At 74.2% G+C, this 18,406-nt stretch carries 14 protein-coding genes; 5 read left to right on the forward strand and 9 right to left on the reverse strand.

All coding sequences use genetic code 11. The features are described from left to right. From ACIQD7_RS30375 to ACIQD7_RS30385, 3 genes are all read right to left on the reverse strand, one after another. The coding region (locus ACIQD7_RS30375) for a thiamine pyrophosphate-binding protein (RefSeq protein WP_402445807.1) at positions 1-719 on the reverse strand (719 nt) is incomplete at its 3' end. A gap of 233 nt (positions 720-952) precedes the next feature. Then, positions 953-3,787, reverse strand: coding sequence for a putative bifunctional diguanylate cyclase/phosphodiesterase (locus ACIQD7_RS30380; RefSeq protein ID WP_402446033.1), 2,835 nt, complete (start codon positions 3,785-3,787; stop codon positions 953-955). Between the two features lie 510 nt (positions 3,788-4,297). Beyond that, positions 4,298-5,236, reverse strand: a complete 939-nt coding sequence (locus ACIQD7_RS30385) for a 2-hydroxyacid dehydrogenase (RefSeq protein ID WP_402446036.1) — start codon at positions 5,234-5,236, stop codon at positions 4,298-4,300. A 102-nt stretch (positions 5,237-5,338) separates the two neighbouring features. Here ACIQD7_RS30385 and ACIQD7_RS30390 point away from each other — a divergent pair, with 102 nt between their 5' ends. The 3 genes from ACIQD7_RS30390 to ACIQD7_RS30400 all read left to right on the forward strand — a co-directional run bounded on the left by ACIQD7_RS30390 (position 5,339) and on the right by ACIQD7_RS30400 (position 7,944). Continuing rightward, complete coding sequence (locus ACIQD7_RS30390; RefSeq protein WP_402445809.1) at positions 5,339-6,340, forward strand: aldo/keto reductase; 1,002 nt, start codon at positions 5,339-5,341, stop codon at positions 6,338-6,340. A 141-nt stretch (positions 6,341-6,481) separates the two neighbouring features. Beyond that, positions 6,482-7,630, forward strand: coding sequence for a PQQ-dependent sugar dehydrogenase (locus ACIQD7_RS30395; RefSeq protein WP_402445812.1), 1,149 nt, complete (start codon positions 6,482-6,484; stop codon positions 7,628-7,630). A 26-nt stretch (positions 7,631-7,656) separates the two neighbouring features. After that, positions 7,657-7,944, forward strand: a complete 288-nt coding sequence (locus tag ACIQD7_RS30400; RefSeq protein ID WP_402446039.1) for a DUF6191 domain-containing protein — start codon at positions 7,657-7,659, stop codon at positions 7,942-7,944. On the opposite strand, the gene ACIQD7_RS30405 is transcribed toward ACIQD7_RS30400, so the two are convergent. From ACIQD7_RS30405 to ACIQD7_RS30415, 3 genes are all read right to left on the reverse strand, one after another. Beyond that, entirely contained in the window at positions 7,828-10,857 is a 3,030-nt protein-coding gene (locus ACIQD7_RS30405; protein WP_402445814.1) for an AAA family ATPase, read from the reverse strand. The two genes, ACIQD7_RS30400 and ACIQD7_RS30405, sit on opposite strands and share 117 nt — an antisense overlap. Positions 10,858-11,036: 179 nt before the next feature. Next, positions 11,037-11,216 (reverse strand): hypothetical protein, encoded by a 180-nt coding sequence (locus ACIQD7_RS30410; RefSeq protein ID WP_121833256.1) that lies wholly within the window; start codon positions 11,214-11,216, stop codon positions 11,037-11,039. A 138-nt stretch (positions 11,217-11,354) separates the two neighbouring features. After that, the gene (locus ACIQD7_RS30415) at positions 11,355-11,879 is read right to left on the reverse strand and encodes a hypothetical protein (RefSeq protein ID WP_161371914.1); all 525 of its coding nucleotides are present in this window, start codon (positions 11,877-11,879) and stop codon (positions 11,355-11,357) included. Positions 11,880-12,009: 130 nt separating this feature from the next. Here ACIQD7_RS30415 and ACIQD7_RS30420 point away from each other — a divergent pair, with 130 nt between their 5' ends. Both ACIQD7_RS30420 and ACIQD7_RS30425 read left to right on the forward strand, forming a co-directional pair. Beyond that, positions 12,010-12,567 (forward strand): NADPH-dependent FMN reductase, encoded by a 558-nt coding sequence (locus tag ACIQD7_RS30420; protein WP_121833257.1) that lies wholly within the window; start codon positions 12,010-12,012, stop codon positions 12,565-12,567. Between the two features lie 116 nt (positions 12,568-12,683). Then, complete coding sequence (locus tag ACIQD7_RS30425) at positions 12,684-13,241, forward strand: MarR family winged helix-turn-helix transcriptional regulator (protein WP_402445817.1); 558 nt, start codon at positions 12,684-12,686, stop codon at positions 13,239-13,241. A gap of 41 nt (positions 13,242-13,282) precedes the next feature. On the opposite strand, the gene ACIQD7_RS30430 is transcribed toward ACIQD7_RS30425, so the two are convergent. The 3 genes from ACIQD7_RS30430 to ACIQD7_RS30440 all read right to left on the reverse strand — a co-directional run bounded on the left by ACIQD7_RS30430 (position 13,283) and on the right by ACIQD7_RS30440 (position 18,356). Beyond that, positions 13,283-13,858 carry a GNAT family N-acetyltransferase gene (locus tag ACIQD7_RS30430; protein WP_402445820.1) on the reverse strand — a complete coding sequence of 192 codons (576 nt, stop codon included), beginning with the start codon at positions 13,856-13,858 and terminating at the stop codon, positions 13,283-13,285. Then, entirely contained in the window at positions 13,836-16,073 is a 2,238-nt protein-coding gene (locus tag ACIQD7_RS30435; protein ID WP_402445822.1) for an MMPL family transporter, read from the reverse strand. Before ACIQD7_RS30435 ends, ACIQD7_RS30430 begins: the two co-directional genes overlap by 23 nt. Positions 16,074-16,265: 192 nt before the next feature. Next, positions 16,266-18,356 (reverse strand): phosphocholine-specific phospholipase C, encoded by a 2,091-nt coding sequence (locus ACIQD7_RS30440; RefSeq protein ID WP_402445825.1) that lies wholly within the window; start codon positions 18,354-18,356, stop codon positions 16,266-16,268. Positions 18,357-18,406 lie beyond the last annotated feature (50 nt).

Consider the following 18,406-nt stretch of genomic DNA (forward strand, 5'->3'; position numbering starts at 1 on the left):
GACTTGATCACCCCGCCGCCGACGTACAGGACGGGCCGCTTGGCGGCGCTGATCAGCTTGGCCGCCTCCCGGATCTGCTTGGCGTGCGGCTTGGTGACCGGGCGGTAGCCGGGCAGGTCGGTCTGCGGCGGCCAGGAGAAGGTGGTCTTCGCCTGGAGGGCGTCCTTGGCGATGTCGACCAGCACCGGACCCGGACGGCCGGTGGAGGCGATGTGGAAGGCCTCGGCGATCGTCCGCGGGATGTCCTCGGCCTTGGTGACCAGGAAGTTGTGCTTGGTGATCGGCATCGTGATCCCGCAGATGTCCGCCTCCTGGAAGGCGTCCGTGCCGATGGCCTTGGAGGCGACCTGGCCGGTGATCGCGACGAGCGGGACGGAGTCCATGTGGGCGTCGGCGATCGGGGTGACCAGGTTGGTCGCGCCGGGGCCGCTGGTCACCATGCAGACGCCGACCCTGCCGGTCGCCTGGGCGTAGCCGGTGGCCGCGTGGCCCGCGCCCTGCTCGTGGCGGACCAGGATGTGGCGCACCCTCTGCGAGTCCATCAGCGGGTCGTAGGCCGGGAGGATGCAGCCGCCGGGCAGGCCGAAGATGGTGTCCGCGCCCACTTCCTCGAGAGAGCGGATGAGGGACTGCGCGCCCGTGACGTGCTCGACGGGGGTGGGCAGCGCGCCGTTACGGGGCCGCGGCTGCGGATGGTGCCCGGTGGCCTGCTCGGTCATCAGCATCTCTTCTCGAAGCAGAGGGTTTTTGCGAGGTGTTTTACGAGGGTTTGCGGCGATTTCAAGGGGAGCCGGTGCAACAAAAAACCCCTCGTGCCGTGAGGCAAGCGAGGGGAGCGCGTCGGGTGCGTTCTAAGCGGGCCTGTGGTGACCCCGCTTCAGCCGACGCGCTTTCCAAGTACGAGAATTCGGGTGCGCATGGCACTGACCCTCCCCCTCAGCCCGGTTCACTGTCAAGTGGGTGGGACGGGCGTCTCATTATGTGAGCCGATCGGGGGACGGTTTCCGACACGTACGGAGACCGCTCCGGGCAGCGGATACTCGTCCCGGACCAGGGCCCTGCGCAGCCGGTACTCGTCGAGCGGGCCCGAGAAGGCCATGCCCTGGGCGTGGGTGCAGCCCATGGCGCGCAGGGCGACGACCTGCTCCGGCACGTCCACGCCGTCGGCGACGGTCCGCACGCCCAGGTCGCCGGCGATGCGGAGGACGCCCCGGGTGATCTTGCGGAGCCGGGCGGACTCGACCACGCCCTCGACGAGCCCCCGGTCCAGCTTCAGCATGTCGACGGGGAGCCGCCGCAGCGCGTTCACCGCCACGTGGCCGCTGCCGAAGCCGTCGAGCGCGATCCGCACCCCGAGCCTGCGCAGGGCGGCCAGGCGCTGCTCCAGCTCGTCGAGCGGGATCCGGGGGTCGCTGTCGGCCAGCTCGACGATCAGCGAGCCGGACGGCAGGCCGTGCCGGGTGAGCAGGGACTCGACGGAGCCGAGCGGCAGCGAACGGTCCAGGAGGCGCCGGGCGGAGAGCCGGATGGAGACGGGGGTGCGATGGCCGATTCCCGCCCGTTCGGCGGCCTGCTCCACGGCCTCTTCGAGGAGCCAGCGGCCGAGCTCGGCGGTGCGCTCGCCGTCGTCGGTGACGCGGAGGTACTCGGCGGGGGTGAAGAGGATCCCCTGGGCGGAGCGCCAGCGGGCCTGGGCGCTGACGGCGGCGATCCGGCCGGTGGCCAGGTCGACGACCGGCTGGTGGAGCAGGGCGAACTCGCCGTCGTGGAGGGCGGTGCGCAGCCGGGTGGCCAGCTCGGTCCGCCGGACGACCTCGGCCTGCATCTGGGGGGCGTAGAGCTCGACGCGATCCTTGCCGGCGGCCTTGGCGCGGTACATGGCGAGGTCGGCGTTGCGCAGGAGGTCCCCGGCGTCGATGCCGGGCTCGGCGAAGGCGACGCCGATGGAGGCGGCGACCCGCACCTCCTGGCCGCCGTCCAGGCGGTACGGCCGGGAGAGCGTGAGCCGGAGCCGGTCGGCGATCTCCTGGACCTGGTTCCTGCGGGCCGTCCGGTCGCGGCCGCCGTCGCCGAGGATGAGGGCGGCGAACTCGTCGCCGCCGAGCCGGGCGGCCGTGTCCCCGGCCCGTACGGAGTCCTGGAGGCGGCGGGCGGCCTGGACGAGGAGTTCGTCGCCGGCCTGGTGGCCGAGCCGGTCGTTGACCCCCTTGAAGCCGTCGAGGTCGATGAAGAGCACGGCGGTGCCGGGGTCGGAGGAGCGGCGGCCGCCGAGGGCCTGCCGGACCCGCCGGGTGAAGAGGGCCCGGTTGGGCAGGTCGGTGAGCGGGTCGTGCTCGGCGTTGTGCTGGAGCTGGGCCTGGAGGCGGACGCGTTCGGTGACGTCCCGGCTGTTGAAGATCAGGCCGCCCTGGTGCCGGTTGACGGTCGACTCGACGTTGAGCCAGTCCCCCCGGCCCGAGCGGAAGCGGCACTCGATCCGGGTGGTGGGCTCCTCGGCGGGCGAGGCGGCCAGGAAGCGCCGCACCTCGTGGACGACGGCGCCGAGGTCCTCGGGGTGGATGAGGGCGGCGAGTTCGGTGCCGATCAGCTCGTCGGCGTCCCGCCCGTACACCCCGGAGGCGGCCGGACTGACGTAGTGCAGCCTGCCGTTGGGCGCGGCGATCATGATGACGTCGCTGGAGCCCTGCACGAGCGACCTGAAGTGGTTCTCCTTGTGGGCCAGTTCGTGGGTGAGGGCGATGTTGTCGAGGAGCATGATGCCCTGCCGCACGACGAGGGCGAGCACCACCGCGCAGCCGGTGAGGACGACGACGCGGTCGACCCGGCGCCCCTCGACCACGTTGTAGAGGATGCCGAGGGTGCAGACGGCGGCGGCGAGGTACGGGGTGAGGGCGGCGAGCGAGCCGGCGACCGGGCGGCTGTGCAGCCCGGGGCCGCGCGCGGCGGCCGCGCCGTCCGGGAGCCGGCGCACCCCCCAGGGCGCGTAGGCGAGCAGCAGGGAGCCGGCGAACCAGCCGGCGTCCAGGAGCTGGCCGGAGGCGTAGTTCTCGCGGAGCAGCGGCGAGGTGAAGAGGGCGTCGCACAGGACAGTGAGGGCGAGGGCGGCGATCGCGGTGTTGGTCGCGGAGCGGTTGGCCTGCGAGCGCCGGAAGTGCAGGACGAGCACCATGCTGACGAGGACGATGTCGAGCAGGGGGTACGCGAGGGAGAGCGCGGCCCGGGCGACGGACTCGCCCTGGAAGTGGGCGTTGCGGGCGAGGGCCAGGCTCCAGGAGAGGGTGAGCAGGGAGCCGCCGATGAGCCAGGTGTCCAGCCCCAGGCAGACCCAGCCGGCCCGGTTGGCGGGTTTCTTGGCCAGGACGAGGAGGCCGACGATGGCGGGCGGCGCGAAGAGCAGGAAGAAGAGGTTGGCGACGGAGAAGTCCGGCACCTCGGTGCGCAGGACGACCTCGTACCAGCCCCACACCGCGTTCCCCGCGGCGGCCATGAACGAGGAGAAGGCGAAGAGCAGCCAGGCGGGGCGGGCGCTGCCGCGATGGGCCCGGGCGTAGAGGTAGCAGGAGACCGCGGCGGTGAGGGCGGCGGCGCTCAGCCCGAAGTCGCCCATGAAGAGCGCCGTCTCCGGGGAGCCCCAGCCGAGGGAGGCGCCGGTCGTGTAGCCCGCGCAGAGGAGCCCCAGGGCGATCTGGGCGAGGACCGCCCCGGTGCCGGGGCGGGCGGGCGCCGGGGGCCCCGGATCGCCGTCGCCGACGGGGCGGCGCGCGAGGACGGCCCCGGGCGCGCTCACCGGGCCCTCCGGCGCCGGGCTCCCGCACGCGGCCGCGTCGTGCGGCCGGGCGGGCGGCTCGTCGGCACGCCCGGGGGCGTGCCCGTCGCAGTCGTGGGGGCCGGGGGCGTCGCGGCCCGGGGGCGCGACGCCCCCGGCCACCGGGCGCCCGCCGGTGCCCGGCGGCCCCGCGGGGCCCGGCGACCGGTGCTGCGCGGTCTGGTCCGGCACCGAGCACACGAGGCCGGCGACGAGGCGCGGAAGGCCGGCGGACGGCGGCGCCGTCGTGTCGGACCGTCGGTCCTCAGGCCGTGCTCCACCCGTCGCCCCCCTCGGAATCTGATGTCCCGTCACTTCGCTCCCCGGCGTCAGCCCGTACTCGACGCAGTCCCCCGCTCCGGGACGATACACCAGTTTGGTCACTCAGGGACAGGGTCGCAGTACTCTCCGTGACGACCAGGGGCGTTGTGTCCGGTGTGCGCCGGCGTGCGCCGTCCGGGCGCGGTCCGCGACCGCGGCGGACGGCACGGCTCAGCCGGTGGTGAGGAGGACGTTGGCCAGGTCCTCGCCCGCCGCGAACCGCCGCAGCTGTGCCGCGATCAGCCGCTTCGCCCTCGGCATGAAGGCGGAGGTGGAACCTCCCACGTGGGGGCTGATCAGGACACCGGGAGCGTGCCACAAAGGGTGCCCGGCCGGCAGCGGTTCCGGGTCCGTGACGTCGAGCGCCGCCGTGATCCTGCCGCTCTCGACCTCCTTGAGCAGGGCGTTCGTGTCCACGACCGGGCCCCGGGCGACGTTCACCAGGAGCGCCCCGTCCCTCATCCGGGCGAGGAACCCGGCGTCGGCGAGATGCCTGGTGGCGGGCGTGAGCGGGGTGGAGAGGACGACGACGTCCGCCTCGGGGAGGAGCGCCGGCAGGTCGGCCAGGGCGTGGACCGGGCCGCGCCCTGTGGTGCGCGCGGAGCGTGCGACGCGCACCACCCGCGCGCACTCGAAGGGTGCGAGCCGGTCCTCGATCGCGGCGCCGATCGAGCCGTACCCGACGATCAGGACGGACTTGTCGGCGAGCGCCGGGTAGAAGCCGGCCCGCCACTCCTCGGCGTCCTGGCCGCGCACGAATCCGGGGATGCCGCGCAGCGAGGCCAGGATCAGGGCGAGGGTGAGCTCGGCGGTGCTGGCCTCGTGGACGCCCTTCGCGTTGCACAGGGCCACGCCCGGCCGCAGCGATCCGATGCCGGGGGTGACGTGGTCGATGCCGGCGGAGAGGGTCTGCACGACCCGGACCGAGGTCATGCCGTCCATCGGCCGGACGGCGATCTCCGAACCCTTCATGTACGGGACGACGTAGAAGGCGCAGTGGGCGGGGTCGGCCGGGAACTCCGGCCCGCCGTCCCAGAAGCGGTAGTTCAGGCCCGACTCGCCCGGCTCGGGAAGATCCTCGATCTCGTCCGCGGGAATCGGAAGCCACACGTCGGCGGCGGTGTCTTCGCATCTCATGTCCGGGAGGCTATGCGAAGAATCCCGTGCCCCATTGGTTACTTTGGGGGGCGGCACAGGGAGGGGTACCGGCAGGTGGAGCGCAGGACTATCGGGGCGACGGCGCTCGACGTGGGTGCGATCGGCCTGGGCTGTATGCCGATGAACTGGGCGTACAGCCGTTCGCAGCAGCGCGGGGACCGCTCGCTGCGGACCGTGCACGCGGCCCTCGACGCCGGGGTGAGCCTGCTCGACACCGCCGACATGTACGGCCCGTTCACCAACGAGCTGCTGGTGGGGCGGGTGTTGAAGGAGCGGCGGGCCGACGCGTTCGTCTCGACGAAGTGCGGGCTGCTCGTCGGCGACCAGCACGTGGTGGCCAACGGGCGCCCGGGGTACGTGCGTCGGGCCTGCGACGCCTCGCTGCGGCGGCTCCAGACCGACGTCATCGACCTGTACCAGCTGCACCGGGCGGATCCCGAGGTGCCGGTCGAGGAGACCTGGGGCGCGATGGCCGAGCTGGTGTCGGCGGGCAAGGTGCGGGCGCTCGGGCTCTGCGCGGTCGGCGCCCGGTCGGGACGCCGGATCGCGGGCCGCGACGGCTACGAGGGAACGATCCGGCAGCTGGAGCGGATCCAGCAGGTCTTCCCGGTGGCGGCGGTGGAGGCGGAGCTGTCGGTGTGGTCGCAGGAGGCGCTGGCGCGGCTGCTGCCCTGGTGCGCGGCCCGGGGCGTCGGCTTCCTGGCGGCGATGCCGCTGGGCAGCGGCTTCCTGACCGGGACGCTGACCCCGGGCGGCGGTTTCGAGCCGGACGACCCGCGGGCCCGGCACCCCCGCTTCACGGCGGAGATGATGGCGGCGAACCAGCCGCTCGTGGCGGGCCTGCGGCGGGTGGCCGCCCGGCACGGGGCGGAGGTCACCCCGGCGCAGGTGGCCCTGGCGTGGGTGCTGGGCCGGGGGCGGCACGTGGTGCCGGTGCCGGGGACGAAGCGGGAGCACTGGGCGGTGGAGAACGCGGCGGCGGCTTCGCTGCGGCTGACCCCGGCGGACCTGACGGAGATCGCGTCGCTTCCGGCGCCCCGGGGGTCCTGGGACTGAGCGGCCCGGACGCCGTTTTCCGGGGGTTCCGGGGTGCCGGGCCGTCCGGCCGGGAACCCCTCCGGGCCGGGAGGTGTTCTCAGGGGTAGGGATGCCGTTCGACCCGTCGAGCCCGCCGGACCCTCCGAAGGGGAGCGCGCCATGAAACGTCCTGTCGTCGTGAAGGCCCTGGGGGGTGCCGTCGCGCTGGTCCTGGCGGCCGGCTGCTCCTCGGGGGACGCGTCCTCGGGAAGCACGGAGGAACGGCCCCGTACGCCCCCGTCGGCGTCGGCCTCGACATCGGCATCGGCCTCGGGGACCGCCGCCGCTCCCCCGGCCGCCGGGCGGGTGACGGTGGCGGGGACGCTGACCGAGGGCCTGAAGTCGCCCTGGGGGCTCGCGGAGCTGCCCGGCGGCGACCTGCTCGTCTCCTCGCGGGACGAGCGCACGATCACCCGGATCGACGGCCGGACCGGCGCGAAGACGCCGCTCGGCGAGGTCCCGGGGGTCGTGCCGGGCGGCGAGGGCGGACTGCTGGGCCTCGCGGTCCGGGACGGCCGGGTGTACGCGTACCTGACGGCGGCCTCGGACAACCGGATCGTGCGGATGCGGTACGGGGGCGGGGCCGGCGACCGGCTCGGCCCGCCGGAGCCGGTCCTGACCGGCATCCCCAAGGGGTTCACGCACAACGGCGGGCGGATCGCGTTCGGCCCCGACGGGATGCTGTACGCGGGGACGGGCGAGACCGGCGAGACGGGTCTGGCGCAGGACCGGGAGTCGCTGGGCGGGAAGGTCCTGCGGATGACGCCGGAGGGCCGTCCGGCGCCGGGCAACCCCTTCCCGGACTCGGTGGTGTACTCGTACGGCCACCGGAACGTGCAGGGGCTCGCCTGGGACGAGGACGGGCGGCTGTGGGCGGCCGAGTTCGGGCAGAACACCTGGGACGAGCTGAACCTGGTCGGGGCCGGGAAGAACTACGGCTGGCCGGAGGCCGAGGGGAAGGCCGGGAAGCGGGGCTTCGAGGACCCGGTGGCCCAGTGGAAGACCTCGGAGGCCTCCCCGAGCGGCATCGCATACGCGCGGGGCGCGATCTGGATGGCCGGGCTCCGGGGCGAGCGGCTGTGGCGGGTCCCGCTCTCCGGCGCGGAACGTTCCGGGGAGCCCGAGGCGTTCCTGGAGGGTGGGCACGGACGGCTGCGGACCGTGCTCGCGACGGGCGGCGACCGGCTCTGGCTGGTGACCAGCGAGACCGACACCCGGGGGACGCCCGGGCCCGGCGACGACAGGATCCTCCGCCTCCGGGTGGGATGAGGGAGGCGGTGACCGTGTTCGGTCCGATGGCGGAGCTGTTCGCACCGGGGCGCAGGCACGCGGAGGACGAGCGGCAGCGCCTCGCCCTGACCCGGGAGGACCAGGGGGACGCGGATCCGGGACGGGGTCCGGTAGACCTGCGGTCGGGGCGGGTGACGATACGGGTCCCCCGCGCGGAGGAGGACTCCGGCGGCGGGTCAGCGGGGGACGTCGAGGAGGTGCAGGCGGTGGGCGAGGGCGGCGGCCTCGCCGCGGCCGGCGACCCCGAGCTTGGCCAGGATGTGGGAGACGTGGACGCTGGCCGTCTTCGGTGAGATGAACAGCTCCCCGGCGATCTGGCGGTTGGTGCGGCCGGCCGCGACCAGGCGCAGCACGTCCTGCTCGCGGGGCGTCAGGCCGAAGGCGTCGTCCGCGGGCTCCGCCGGTGCCGGGGGCCGCTCCTCGGGGGCGAGGGAGAGCCGGGCGCGGGCGGCGAGGAGCTCCACGTCCTCGCGGAGCGGGCGGGCGCCGAGCAGGCCGGCGGCGGCGCGGGCCTCGCGCAGCAGGGCCGCGGCCTCCTCGCGCCGGCCGCCCTCGGCGAGCAGGGCGTCGGCGAGGCGGTAGCGGGCGCGGGCCAGCTGGGCGGGGCGGTCCAGCGGCTCGTAGGCGGCGACGACCTCGGCCCAGCGGGCGGCGGTCTCGCGGCCCTCGGCGCGGGCCAGCTCCTCGGAGGCCTGCCGGGAGTACGCGGCCCAGACGGGGACCGGGGCGGCCAGGGAGCGGAAGCAGCGGCGGATCAGGGCGAGCGCCCCTTCGCGGCCCTCGTCGGCGGCGGGCAGTCCCCGGCTGTCGGCCTCGGCGGTGACGGCGGTGAGCACGAGCGGCCAGCCGTAGCGGTGGGTGCCGGGCGGGAAGCCGCCCCGCTCGGCGGCGGCGAGCTCGGCCCGGACGTCTGCGACGCGGCCCTCGGCGGCGGCCACGGCGACCGCGACCTGGGCCATGGGCAGGGTGTACTGCGGGATCGGGTCGCGGGTGCCGTAGACGGCCCGCGCGTCGGCGAGGTGGCGGGCGGCGGCGTCCGGTTCGCCCCGGGCGGCGGCGAGCTGGGCGAGCCGGAGGGAGGCGGAGCCCCGGGGCTTGGTGCTGGTGGCGGAGCGCAGCAGCCGCTCGGCGGCCTCCTCGACCTCGTCCCAACGCCCCAGGGAGAAGAGGGACTCGGCCCGGTTGGCCTCGGCCCAGCCGACGCTGTCGACGAGCCCGTACCTGCGGGCGAGGCGGATGCCGGCCTCGGCGGTCTCGACGGCCTCCGGGGAGCGGCCGAGGAACTCCAGGGCGGAGGCGATGTTGATGTGGGCGCGCGCGGTCTCGGTGAACTGGCCGAGGGCGCCGGTCCGTTCGCGTACCGCGTGCATCTCGGCGAGGCCGGTCTCCACGTCGCCGGCCGCGACCATGATGGTGCCGAGGGTGAGGCGGGCGTTGAGCTCGATCGACTCGGCCTTGACGAGGCGGGCGTACTCGACGGCGCGTTCGGCGGCGGTGAGGGCGTCGGGGCCCGGGTCGCGCAACATGCCCCAGCCGGCGGCGCCGACGAGGACGACGGCGTGGACGGCGGAGGGCGGGAGGCCCTTGACGAGCTCCTGGGCGCGGGCGATCTCCTCGCGTCCGTCGCCCCGGCCGAGGTTGGACTGGAGGCGGGCCTTCTCGGTCCAGAACCAGGCGGCGCGCAGGGGGTCGCGCTCCTCCTCGCCGCCGAGGATGCGCAGCGCCGTCTTCCCGATCTTGAGGGCGCGTTCGCGTTCGCCGCTGAGCCGGGCGGCGACGGCGGCCTCGGCGAGCAGGTCGAGGTGGCGCAGGGGGGTGGTGTCGGGGTCGCAGCCGCAGGGCGGGTAGGACTCGGCGTAGTCGATGGGGCGCAGCGAGGCCCGGACCTCGGCGGGGGCCTCGTCCCAGAGTTCCATGGCCCGTTCGAGGAGCCGGAGCTGCTCGGCGTAGGCGTGGCGCTCGCGGGTGGCGACGGAGGCGCGCAGGACGGCGGGCAGGGCCTTGGCCGGGTCGTGGGCGTGGTACCAGTACGTGGCGAGCCGGGTGGCGCGCTCGTCGGCCCGTACGAGGGTCGGGTCGGCCTCCAGGGCCTCGGCGTAGCGGCGGTTGAGGCGGGAGCGCTCGCCGGGCAGCAGGTCGTCGCTGACGGCCTCGCGGACGAGGGAGTGGCGGAAGCGGTAGCCGTCGCCGTCGGGGACGGCGAGCAGGATGTTGGCGCCGACGGCGGCCCGCAGCGCCTCGATGAGGTCGTCCTCGGCGAGCCGGGCGACGGCGGCGAGGAGGCCGTACTCGACGGTGGAACCGCCCTCGGCGACGATCCTGACGACCCGCTGGGCGTCCTCGGGGAGGGCCTCGACCCGGACGAGGAGGAGGTCGCGCAGGGAGTCGCCGAGCCGGCCGGGGGCGCAGCCGGCCTCGTGGGAGACGACGAGCTCCTCGACGAAGAAGGCGTTGCCGTCGGAGCGTTCGAAGACCTCTTCGAGGAGGCCGGGGTCGGGTTCGGCGGCGAGGATGCCGGTGAGCTGGTGGTGCACCTCGGTGCGGGTGAAGCGGGGAAGCTCGATGCGGCGGATGGTGCGGAGCCGGTCGAGTTCGGCGAGGAGGGGGCGCAGCGGGTGGCGGCGGTGGATGTCGTCGGCGCGGTAGCTGGCGACGACCACGATCCGGCCGCGCCGGAGGGTGCGCAGCAGGTAGGTGAGCAGGTGGCGGGTGGAGGTGTCGGCCCAGTGCAGGTCCTCCAGGACGAGGACGAGCGTGCGGTCGGCGGCGAGCCGTTCCAGGAGCCGTACGGTCAGCTCGAAGAGGCGGGCGGTGGAGTCCTCGTCGGCGGGGTCGTGGCCGCCGGGGTCGCCCAGTTCGGGCAGCAGCCGGGCGAGTTCGCCGTGCTGGCCGTCGGCGGCGGCGGTCAGCTCGTCGGGGAGCAGGCGGCGCAGGGCCCGCAGGGCGGCGGAGAAGGGGGCGAAGGGCAGTCCGTCGGCGCCGAGCTCGACGCAGCCGCCGAGGGCGACGACGGCGCCCCGGTCGCGGGCCGTGCCGGTGAACTCCTCGATGAGCCGGGTCTTCCCGACGCCCGCCTCGCCCCCGACGAGCAGGGCCTGGGGCTCCCCCGCGGTCGCACGGGAGAGCGCCTCGGCGAGGACGCCGAGCTCGCCGGCCCGGCCGACGAAGACGGGACTGACGGACCTGGTCTCCACGCAGCCGAGCATCGCACAGGCGCCGGTGGGGGCGCGCGGATGGGGGGCGGGGGGTGTGGGGGGCTTGGGCGCCGGCCCGGAGCCGGGCGCCGTCCCGAAGCCGGGTGCCGTGCCCGGCTCGGGGGTCGTACCCGGTCCGGGTGCCGTGCCGAAGGGGCGTGGCGTGTGGGGAAGGGGTGGCACGGGGCGGGTCACGCGGCTCGGGTGAAGTGGGTCGGGCCGTTGTCGTCGTCCGTCGGGTCCTGCGGGGGCCGGTGGGCGGGGCGGGGCTTGCGGTTCGTGGACGCGGCGGCCTCGTGGGTCAGGCGGCGGGCGGCGGCCTCGCGGACGAGCTGGGCGTGGTTCATGCGGTCGATCTCGTACTCGAACATCGGTGCTCCCCGGGTCGTTCGGTAGGGGCGTCGCTTCTCGCGACGCCTCTACGGTCGTCTCCCAGGGGGCCCGGTCGCATCGGGCGAGTGCCGCATGTTCGGGGCGCGGGGGTCCTTAGGCCGCTCCCCGGAGAGGCCTTAGGAGCCGGCGGTCGGGAGGCTCAGGAACAGGTCGAAGTAGGTGCCGATCGACAGGAGCACGCCGAGGCCGCCCAGGACGGCGCCGGCGACGGCGACCGCGCGGACCCAGGCGGGGCGCCGTGGAAGGAGCAGCACGGTGACGGCGACGATCAGGGCGAGCAGCGCGAAGACGCCGTTCACCAGGGCGGTGCTGTGCCAGGCGTCGCCGTAGATCTCGCTGATCTGCTGGGTGGGGGTGCCGCCGCCGGAGGTCTTGATCTGTCCGACGAGCGTCTCGCGCTCGGAGACCACCTTGCCGGTCCAGGTGCCGGTGAGCGCGACGGCGCCGAGGGCGGCGGAGACCACGGCGGCGGCACCGGCGCCGACACCGGCGTCCGCGGCGGGGGCCTCCCGCCCGTCGAGGTCGTCGTCCAGGTCCTCGTCCAGGTCCTCGACGAGCGGCTCCGTGCCGCTGTCCTCCGGCTCCACCGCCTCGTCGGTCTTCTCCGCGGGCTCGGTCTTCTCGGTCGTCTTGATGTCCATGCGGCGCACGCTAGGGGTCCCGTATGAGAGCGGCCTTAACGTGACCGCAATCCTCGCGGGTTGACGTATCACCTCACCCCCGCGCACCCTTGAGGTGATACGTCAACTCAACGAGGGACGAGGGGAAGCCATGCCCAAGATCGCCGTCGTCGTGGGAAGCGTGCGACCGGGTCGCGTGACGCGGGAGGTGGCCGAGTGGGTGCACAAGTCCGCCGCCGCCCGCACCACCGCCGCCTACGAACTGGTCGACCTCGCGGAGTACGACCTGCCCGCCTACGACGAGGCCCTGCCCCCGCAGTACGGCCGCTACGAACACGCCCACACCCGGCGCTGGGCCGAGAAGGTCGCCGAGTTCGACGGGTACGTCTTCGTCACCCCCGAGTACAACCACAGCGTTCCGGCGGTGCTCAAGAACGCGCTCGACTTCGTCTACGGCGAGTGGAACGACAAGGCGGCCGGATTCGTCAGCTTCGGCGGCACCGGGGGCGTCCGCGCGGTGGAGCACCTGCGGCAGATCGCGGCCGAGCTGCGGATCGCGACCGTCCAGGCCCAGCTGGCGCTGCCGATCGCGCTGGACTTCCCCGCCTACCCCGCCTTCGCCCCCGGCGAGGGCCGCGCGGAGGAGCTCTCCCGGGTGCTCGACCAGGTCGAGGCCTGGGCGGGCGCGCTCGCGCCGCTGCGCGGCTGACCCCGCGCGACCGGACGACCGGACGACCGGGCCGGGCCGGATTGACCGGCGGGAACGGGGGGTGTTGTGCTGGGGGGTTGACGGGTCGGTCCCCCAGCACGGCAAGGAGCGTGGAGATGAGCGGCACCTCGGAGTGGCTCGACGGGCACGAGGAGAAGGCCTGGAACGCGTTCTTCGAGATGCAGATGCTCTTCTGGCCGCAGATGGCCCGCCGGCTCCAGCAGGACACCGGCCTCTCCGAACCGGACTTCGCCATCCTCGGCGCGCTCGCCCGGGCCCCCGAGGGGCGGCTGCGGCCCTACGAGCTGAGCGGGGTGACCCAGTTCGAGAAGAGCCGGCTGCACCACCACCTGACCCGGATGGCCGGGCGCGGCCTGATCACCCGCGAGCGATGTCCCGGCTCCTCCCGGGGCGCGGTCGTCGCCCTCACCCCGCAGGGCCGGGAGGCCGTCACCGCGGCCTTCCCCCGGCGCGCGGAGCACGTCCGCCGCTGGCTGACCGGACCGCTGACCCCCGCCCAGCTCGACGCGCTCACCGAGATCTCCGGAACCCTCGCCGCCCGCCTCCGCGCCGAGTCCGAGGGGGCGGGACAGGAGGGGGCGGAACACGGGGAGACGGGGCCCGAGGGGACCGGATCCGGGGCGGACGGGCCCCCGGTGGCCGGGGGCTGCTGAGGAACGCCGGGGGGCTGCTGAGCCGGTGCCCGCCGGATCGGCTACGCCCCCGCCCCCTCCCTCTCCTTCTTCGCCGCCCGCCACTCCGGGGCGAGCACCGACCAGACCTCGGTGTCCGTGCGCGTTCCCCGGTGCGGGTAGTTCTCGCGCAGGACGCCCTCCTTCGTCATCCCGAGGCGGCGGGCGACGGCGACGCTCGCCCCGTTCCTCGTGGAGGCGTACCACTCGACGCGGTGGATGCCGCGCTCCTCGACCGCCCAGTCGATGATCGTCCGGCAGGCCCGGGTGACCAGGCCCTTCCCGGCGGCGGACGGTTCCAGCCAGCAGCCCGCCTCGGCGGTGCCGTGCGCGACGTCCATGGTCCGGAACATGACGCCGCCGACGAGGGTGCCGCCGGTCCAGATGCCGTAGATCCGGCCCGCGTCGTTCGCGGCCTTCTCCGCGTACGAGCGGAGGAAGGCACGGGCGGAGTCCAGGTCCGTGACGACGTCCGGCAGGCCGATGTGCCGCCCCACGTACTCCCGTCCCCGGTCCATGTGGGCCAGGAACTCCTCCGCCCGCCAGGGCTCCAGGGGCCGCAGCTCGGCGCCGTCGTCACCCAGCGATATCGCGAACATCCTCGTTCTCCTCCGTAGTCGGGACCGTCACGCGCTGTGCGGGGATCTTCGCACGCGCGTCGGCGGTGGCCCGGCTCTCCGGCGGTTCGATGCTGATCCGGGGCAGCAGGCGGTCGAGGCCCTTCGGCAGCCACCAGTTCGCGCCGCCGAGCAGGTGCATGAGGGCGGGGACCAGGAGGGTGCGCAGGACGAAGGCGTCGAGGGCGACGGCGGCCGCGAGCGCGATGCCGAACATCGCGATCACCCGGTCGCCGGAGAGCACGAACGCCAGGAAGACGGAGATCATGATGACGGCGGCGGAGTTGATCACCCGGCTGGTCTCGGCGAGGCCGACCCGGACCGCCCGCCGGTTGTCGCCGGTCTCCAGCCACTCCTCGTACATCCGGCTGACCAGGAAGACCTGGTAGTCCATGGAGAGTCCGAAGAGGACGGAGACCATGATCACGGGGAGGAAGGGTTCGATCGGTCCGGCGCTGCCGAGGCCGAGGAGTTCGCTGCCCCAGCCCCACTGGAAGACCGTCACGACGACGCCGAAGGCGCCGGCGACGGCCATGACGTTCATGGCGGCGGCCTTGAGCGGGATGCCGATCGAGCGGAAGGCGAGCAGGAGCAGCAGACAGCCGAGGGCGATGACGACGCCGACGAAGAGCGGCAGCTTGCCGACGATGATCTCGGCGAAGTCGTCGTACGAGGCGGTGACGCCGCCCACGTTCACGTCCAGGGAGGTGCCCGCCTCGGCCCTCGGCAGGACGTCCTGGCGCAGCCGGTCGACCAGCTCGCTGGTCGCCTTCGACTGCGGCGAGGAGTCGGGGACGACGGTGAGGACGGCGGTGTCGCCGGAGCTGTTGTACGTGACCGGGGAGACGGCGGCGACGCCCCTGGTCGCGGAGAGCGCGGCCGGCAGCTGGTCGAGGGCGATCCGGTCGTCGGCGCCGTCGAGTCCGGCGACGAGGGTGAGGGGGCCGTTGACGCCGGGCCCGAAGCCCTCGGCGAGCAGGTCGTAGGCCTTCCGCGTGGTCGCGGTGGCCGGGCCGTTGCCCTGGTCGGAGGTGCCGAGGTGGAGCGAGAGGGTGGGCAGCGCCAGGACCGTCATGACGACGGCGGCGACGGCCCCGAGGAGCTTGGGGTGGCGCTCGACGAAGGCCGACCAGCGGGCGGCGAAGCCGGTGGGCAGCTCCGGCTGCGGTCCGTGCTCGGCCAGGGTGCGGCGCTCGCGCCGGGACAGGGCGCGCGTCCCGATCAGGGAGAGCAGCGCGGGCAGGAGCGTGACGGAGGCGGCGACCGTGAGGACGACGGTGAGGGAGGCGGCGATGGCGACGCCGTTGAGGAAGCTCAGCCGCAGGATCAACATGCCGAGCAGGGCGATGCAGACGGTGGCCCCGGCGAAGACGACGGCGCGGCCGGTGGTGGCGACGGCGGTCTCGGCGGCCTCGGCGACGGGCAGGCCGCGTTTGAGGCCCTTGCGGTGCCGGGTCACGATGAAGAGCGCGTAGTCGATGCCGACGCCGAGGCCGACGAGCATCCCGAGCATGGGGGCGAAGTCGGCGACGGTCATCAGATGGCCGAGCAGCACGATCCCGGAGTACGCGATGCCGACGCCGACGAGCGCGGTGGCGATGGGGAGCGCGGAGGCGGCGAGCGAGCCGAAGGCGAGGAAGAGGACGACGGCCGCGACGGCGACGCCGACGACCTCCGCGACGTGTCCGCCGGGGGCCTCGGTGAGGGCGACGATGGTGCCGCCGAGCTCGACCCGGAGGTCGTCGGTCGCGGCGCCCTTCGCGGTGTCGACGAGGGCCTTCGCCTGGCTCTCGGGGACGTCGTCGGCCTGCTCGGCGAAGGTGACGGTGGCGTAGGCGGTGCGGCCGTCCTCGCTGATCCGTCCCGCCGCGTCCCCGTACGGGGAGGTGACGGCGGCGACGCCGGGCAGCTCGGCGACCTCGCGGAGCACGCCGGTCATCCGCTCCTGGACGGCGTCGGCGCGGACGCTGCCGCGTTCGGTGTGCCAGACGATGGTGTCGGCGTCGCCGCCGAGGCCGTGGAAGCCCCGTTCGAGGAGGGCGGTGGCGCGGCCGGACTCGGTGCCGGGGACCTCGTAGTCGTTGGAGTACGCGTTCCCCGCGAGGATCGCCCCGGTGCCGGCCCCGCCGAGGGCGAGGAGCCAGAGGAGGACGGCGACGAGGCGGTGCCGGATGCACCACCGGGCGATGGCTGCCAAAGGACGTGCTCCCTGGGTGGTTCGTGGATCTTTCACGGGAACAGCCCGAAAAGAACGCATGACCTACGTGCGCCCACTCTCGCAGCCAAACGTGATCGTTTGCCCCTTTCGTGTCGATGGTCACAGCGGTGTCGTTCACCGGGGCGCGGGGGGCGCGCCCTGACCCCCGCGCCCCGGTTCGCCGGGGTGCGCTCAGCCGGAGACGCTGGCGCGGCCGTTCTCGATGTGCCCCATGAGCCGGCGGCGGAAGCCCCCGGGGGCGGTCACCTCGACGTCGTACCAGCCGTGCGCGTCGGCGGCCGAGTGGACGACGGTACGGGTCTTCCCGGGCTTCACGGTGACGGTGCGGGTCCAGTCCGCGAGGTCGTCCTCGTCCACGTACCCCAGCGGCCGGACGGTGAAGGAGACGGGGGCGCGGCCGGTGTTCCGCACGGTGAGGTGCAGGTCGCGGTCGTGGTGGTCGATCCGGGTGGCCAGCTCGGCGCCGCCCGTCGCGGGGCCCTCGAACTCGCGCCGGAAGCCGTTGGGGCCGGTGATCGTGAAGCGGTAGCGGTCGCCCGGGACGGGGACGGTCCACTCCCCCGTACCCCTGACGTCCTTGTGCTGCGGGACGTCGAACTCGCCCGCGTACGGGTAGAGGGCGAAGTGCGCGCTCGCCTTGCCCTTGTTGCTCAGGGCGACCGTGACGGCACCGGCGCGGACGGTGGCGGCGGCGTCCGGCTGGTACGGCAGGGGGCGGGCGCGGCGGACGCCGGGCTCCTGGACGGGCATCCGCTGCACGGCCGGGGGCCGGGGGCGCCAGCGGCCGGTGAACGGCGGGACCGGCCCCGGCCGCTCGACCTCGGGCTGCCGGCGGCCCCGGTGGAAGTCGAAGGCGGAGGTGAGGTCGCCGGTGACGGTCCGGCGCCAGGGGGTGATGTTGGGCTCGCGGACGCCGGTGAGCTTCTCCAGGAAGCGGATCACGGAGGTGTGGTCGAAGGTCTCGGAGCAGACGTAGCCGCCGACGGACCAGGGGGAGACGACGAGCAGCGGGACGCGGATGCCGAGGCCGGTGGGCTGTCCCTTCCAGCGCTCGTCCGTGTTCTCCGCGGGCGGGACGGGCGGCGGGACGTGGTCGAAGAAGCCGTCGTTCTCGTCGTAGTTGATCAGGACGACGGTGTGGCGCCAGACGTCCGGGTGGGAGCCGAGGGCGTCGAGCACCTTGTAGACGAGGGTGGCGGAGGCGATCGGGGAGGAGGAGCCGGGGTGCTCGGAGTCGATCGCGGAGGGCACGAGGTACGAGACCTCGGGGAGGGTCCCGGCGGCGACGTCGGCGCGGAAGGCGTCGGCGAGGGTGCCGCTCTCGACACGGCGGAGGCCGCGCTCGAAGAGGGAGCGCTCGGCCTTCGTGAGGTCCGCGACGCCCTCTTCCAGGAGGCCGAGGAGCCGGGCCCGCTCGGCGGGGTCCTTCGTGCCGCGCACGGCGGCGTAGAAGGACTCCATGAAGGTGTGGCCGCCGGTGCGGGCGAGCGCCTTGCGGGCGATCTTCTTGAAGGTGGTGAAGAACTCGATGTTGTTGTCGGTGAAGTTCTCCCACTCGGTGTACGTCTTCCAGCTCCGCCCGGCGACTTCGAGGCGCTCGGCGTAGGTGGACCAGCCGTAGCCGGGGTGGGTGGCCTCGGCGTAGGCGGCGTTGGTGACGGCCCGGCTGCCGTCGGCCTCGTGACCGGTCCAGCCGGACCAGAGGTGGTTGCGGTTGGGGCTCGTCGAGGTGTGGATCGAGGAGTGGTAGGCGTCGCAGACGGTGAAGGTGTCGGCCAGCTCGTAGTGCAGGGGGATGTCGCGCCGGTCGTAGTACGCCATGGTGGCGGCGGTCTTGGCCGGGACCCAGCCGTCCATCCAGCCGCCGCGCCAGGCCTTGGCGCCGCCGCCCCAGGAATGGTCGAGGTCGCCGATGTACTGGAGGTCCTTCTTCTGCGCCTCGGCGGCGTCGCGGAGGGGGAAGGGGAGCACGGTCCGGCCGGGCTCGGCGGGCTGCTCGAAGACCGACGTCCCGGAGGGGAGCTCAATGGCATTGCGGTCGCCGAATCCGCGGACGCCGCGGAGGGTGCCGAAGTAGTGGTCGAAGGAACGGTTCTCCTGCATCAGCACCACCACGTGCCGGACCGCCGAAAGCCCTCCGGAGTGGGGCTCCGCGGCCATCGCGGCCTGCAACGACGGCGGCAGCAGCGATCCGGCCGCGGCGGCACCGAGGGTGCCTCCGCCCAGCGCGAGGAGCCTTCTGCGGGACATCTCGGACGACAAGACCGACCTCCAGTCGACGGCCAATGGTTCTCCTGCGAGCCATTGGGTGG

Source organism: Streptomyces sp. NPDC093071 (assembly GCF_044754545.1).
In the GTDB taxonomy this organism is placed as follows: Bacteria; Actinomycetota; Actinomycetes; order Streptomycetales; family Streptomycetaceae; genus Streptomyces.

Bases quoted from the DNA above. Each gene is read 5' to 3' on its own strand.
- ACIQD7_RS30395 (WP_402445812.1), top strand. From the start codon at position 6,482: ATGAAACGTCCTGTCGTCGTGAAGGCCCTGGGGGGTGCCGTCGCGCTG.
- ACIQD7_RS30400 (WP_402446039.1), top strand. From the start codon at position 7,657: ATGGCGGAGCTGTTCGCACCGGGGCGCAGGCACGCGGAGGACGAGCGG.
- ACIQD7_RS30405 (WP_402445814.1), bottom strand. From the start codon at position 10,857: ATGCTCGGCTGCGTGGAGACCAGGTCCGTCAGTCCCGTCTTCGTCGGC.
- ACIQD7_RS30410 (WP_121833256.1), bottom strand. From the start codon at position 11,216: ATGTTCGAGTACGAGATCGACCGCATGAACCACGCCCAGCTCGTCCGC.
- ACIQD7_RS30415 (WP_161371914.1), bottom strand. From the start codon at position 11,879: ATGGACATCAAGACGACCGAGAAGACCGAGCCCGCGGAGAAGACCGAC.
- ACIQD7_RS30420 (WP_121833257.1), top strand. From the start codon at position 12,010: ATGCCCAAGATCGCCGTCGTCGTGGGAAGCGTGCGACCGGGTCGCGTG.
- ACIQD7_RS30425 (WP_402445817.1), top strand. From the start codon at position 12,684: ATGAGCGGCACCTCGGAGTGGCTCGACGGGCACGAGGAGAAGGCCTGG.
- ACIQD7_RS30430 (WP_402445820.1), bottom strand. From the start codon at position 13,858: ATGTTCGCGATATCGCTGGGTGACGACGGCGCCGAGCTGCGGCCCCTG.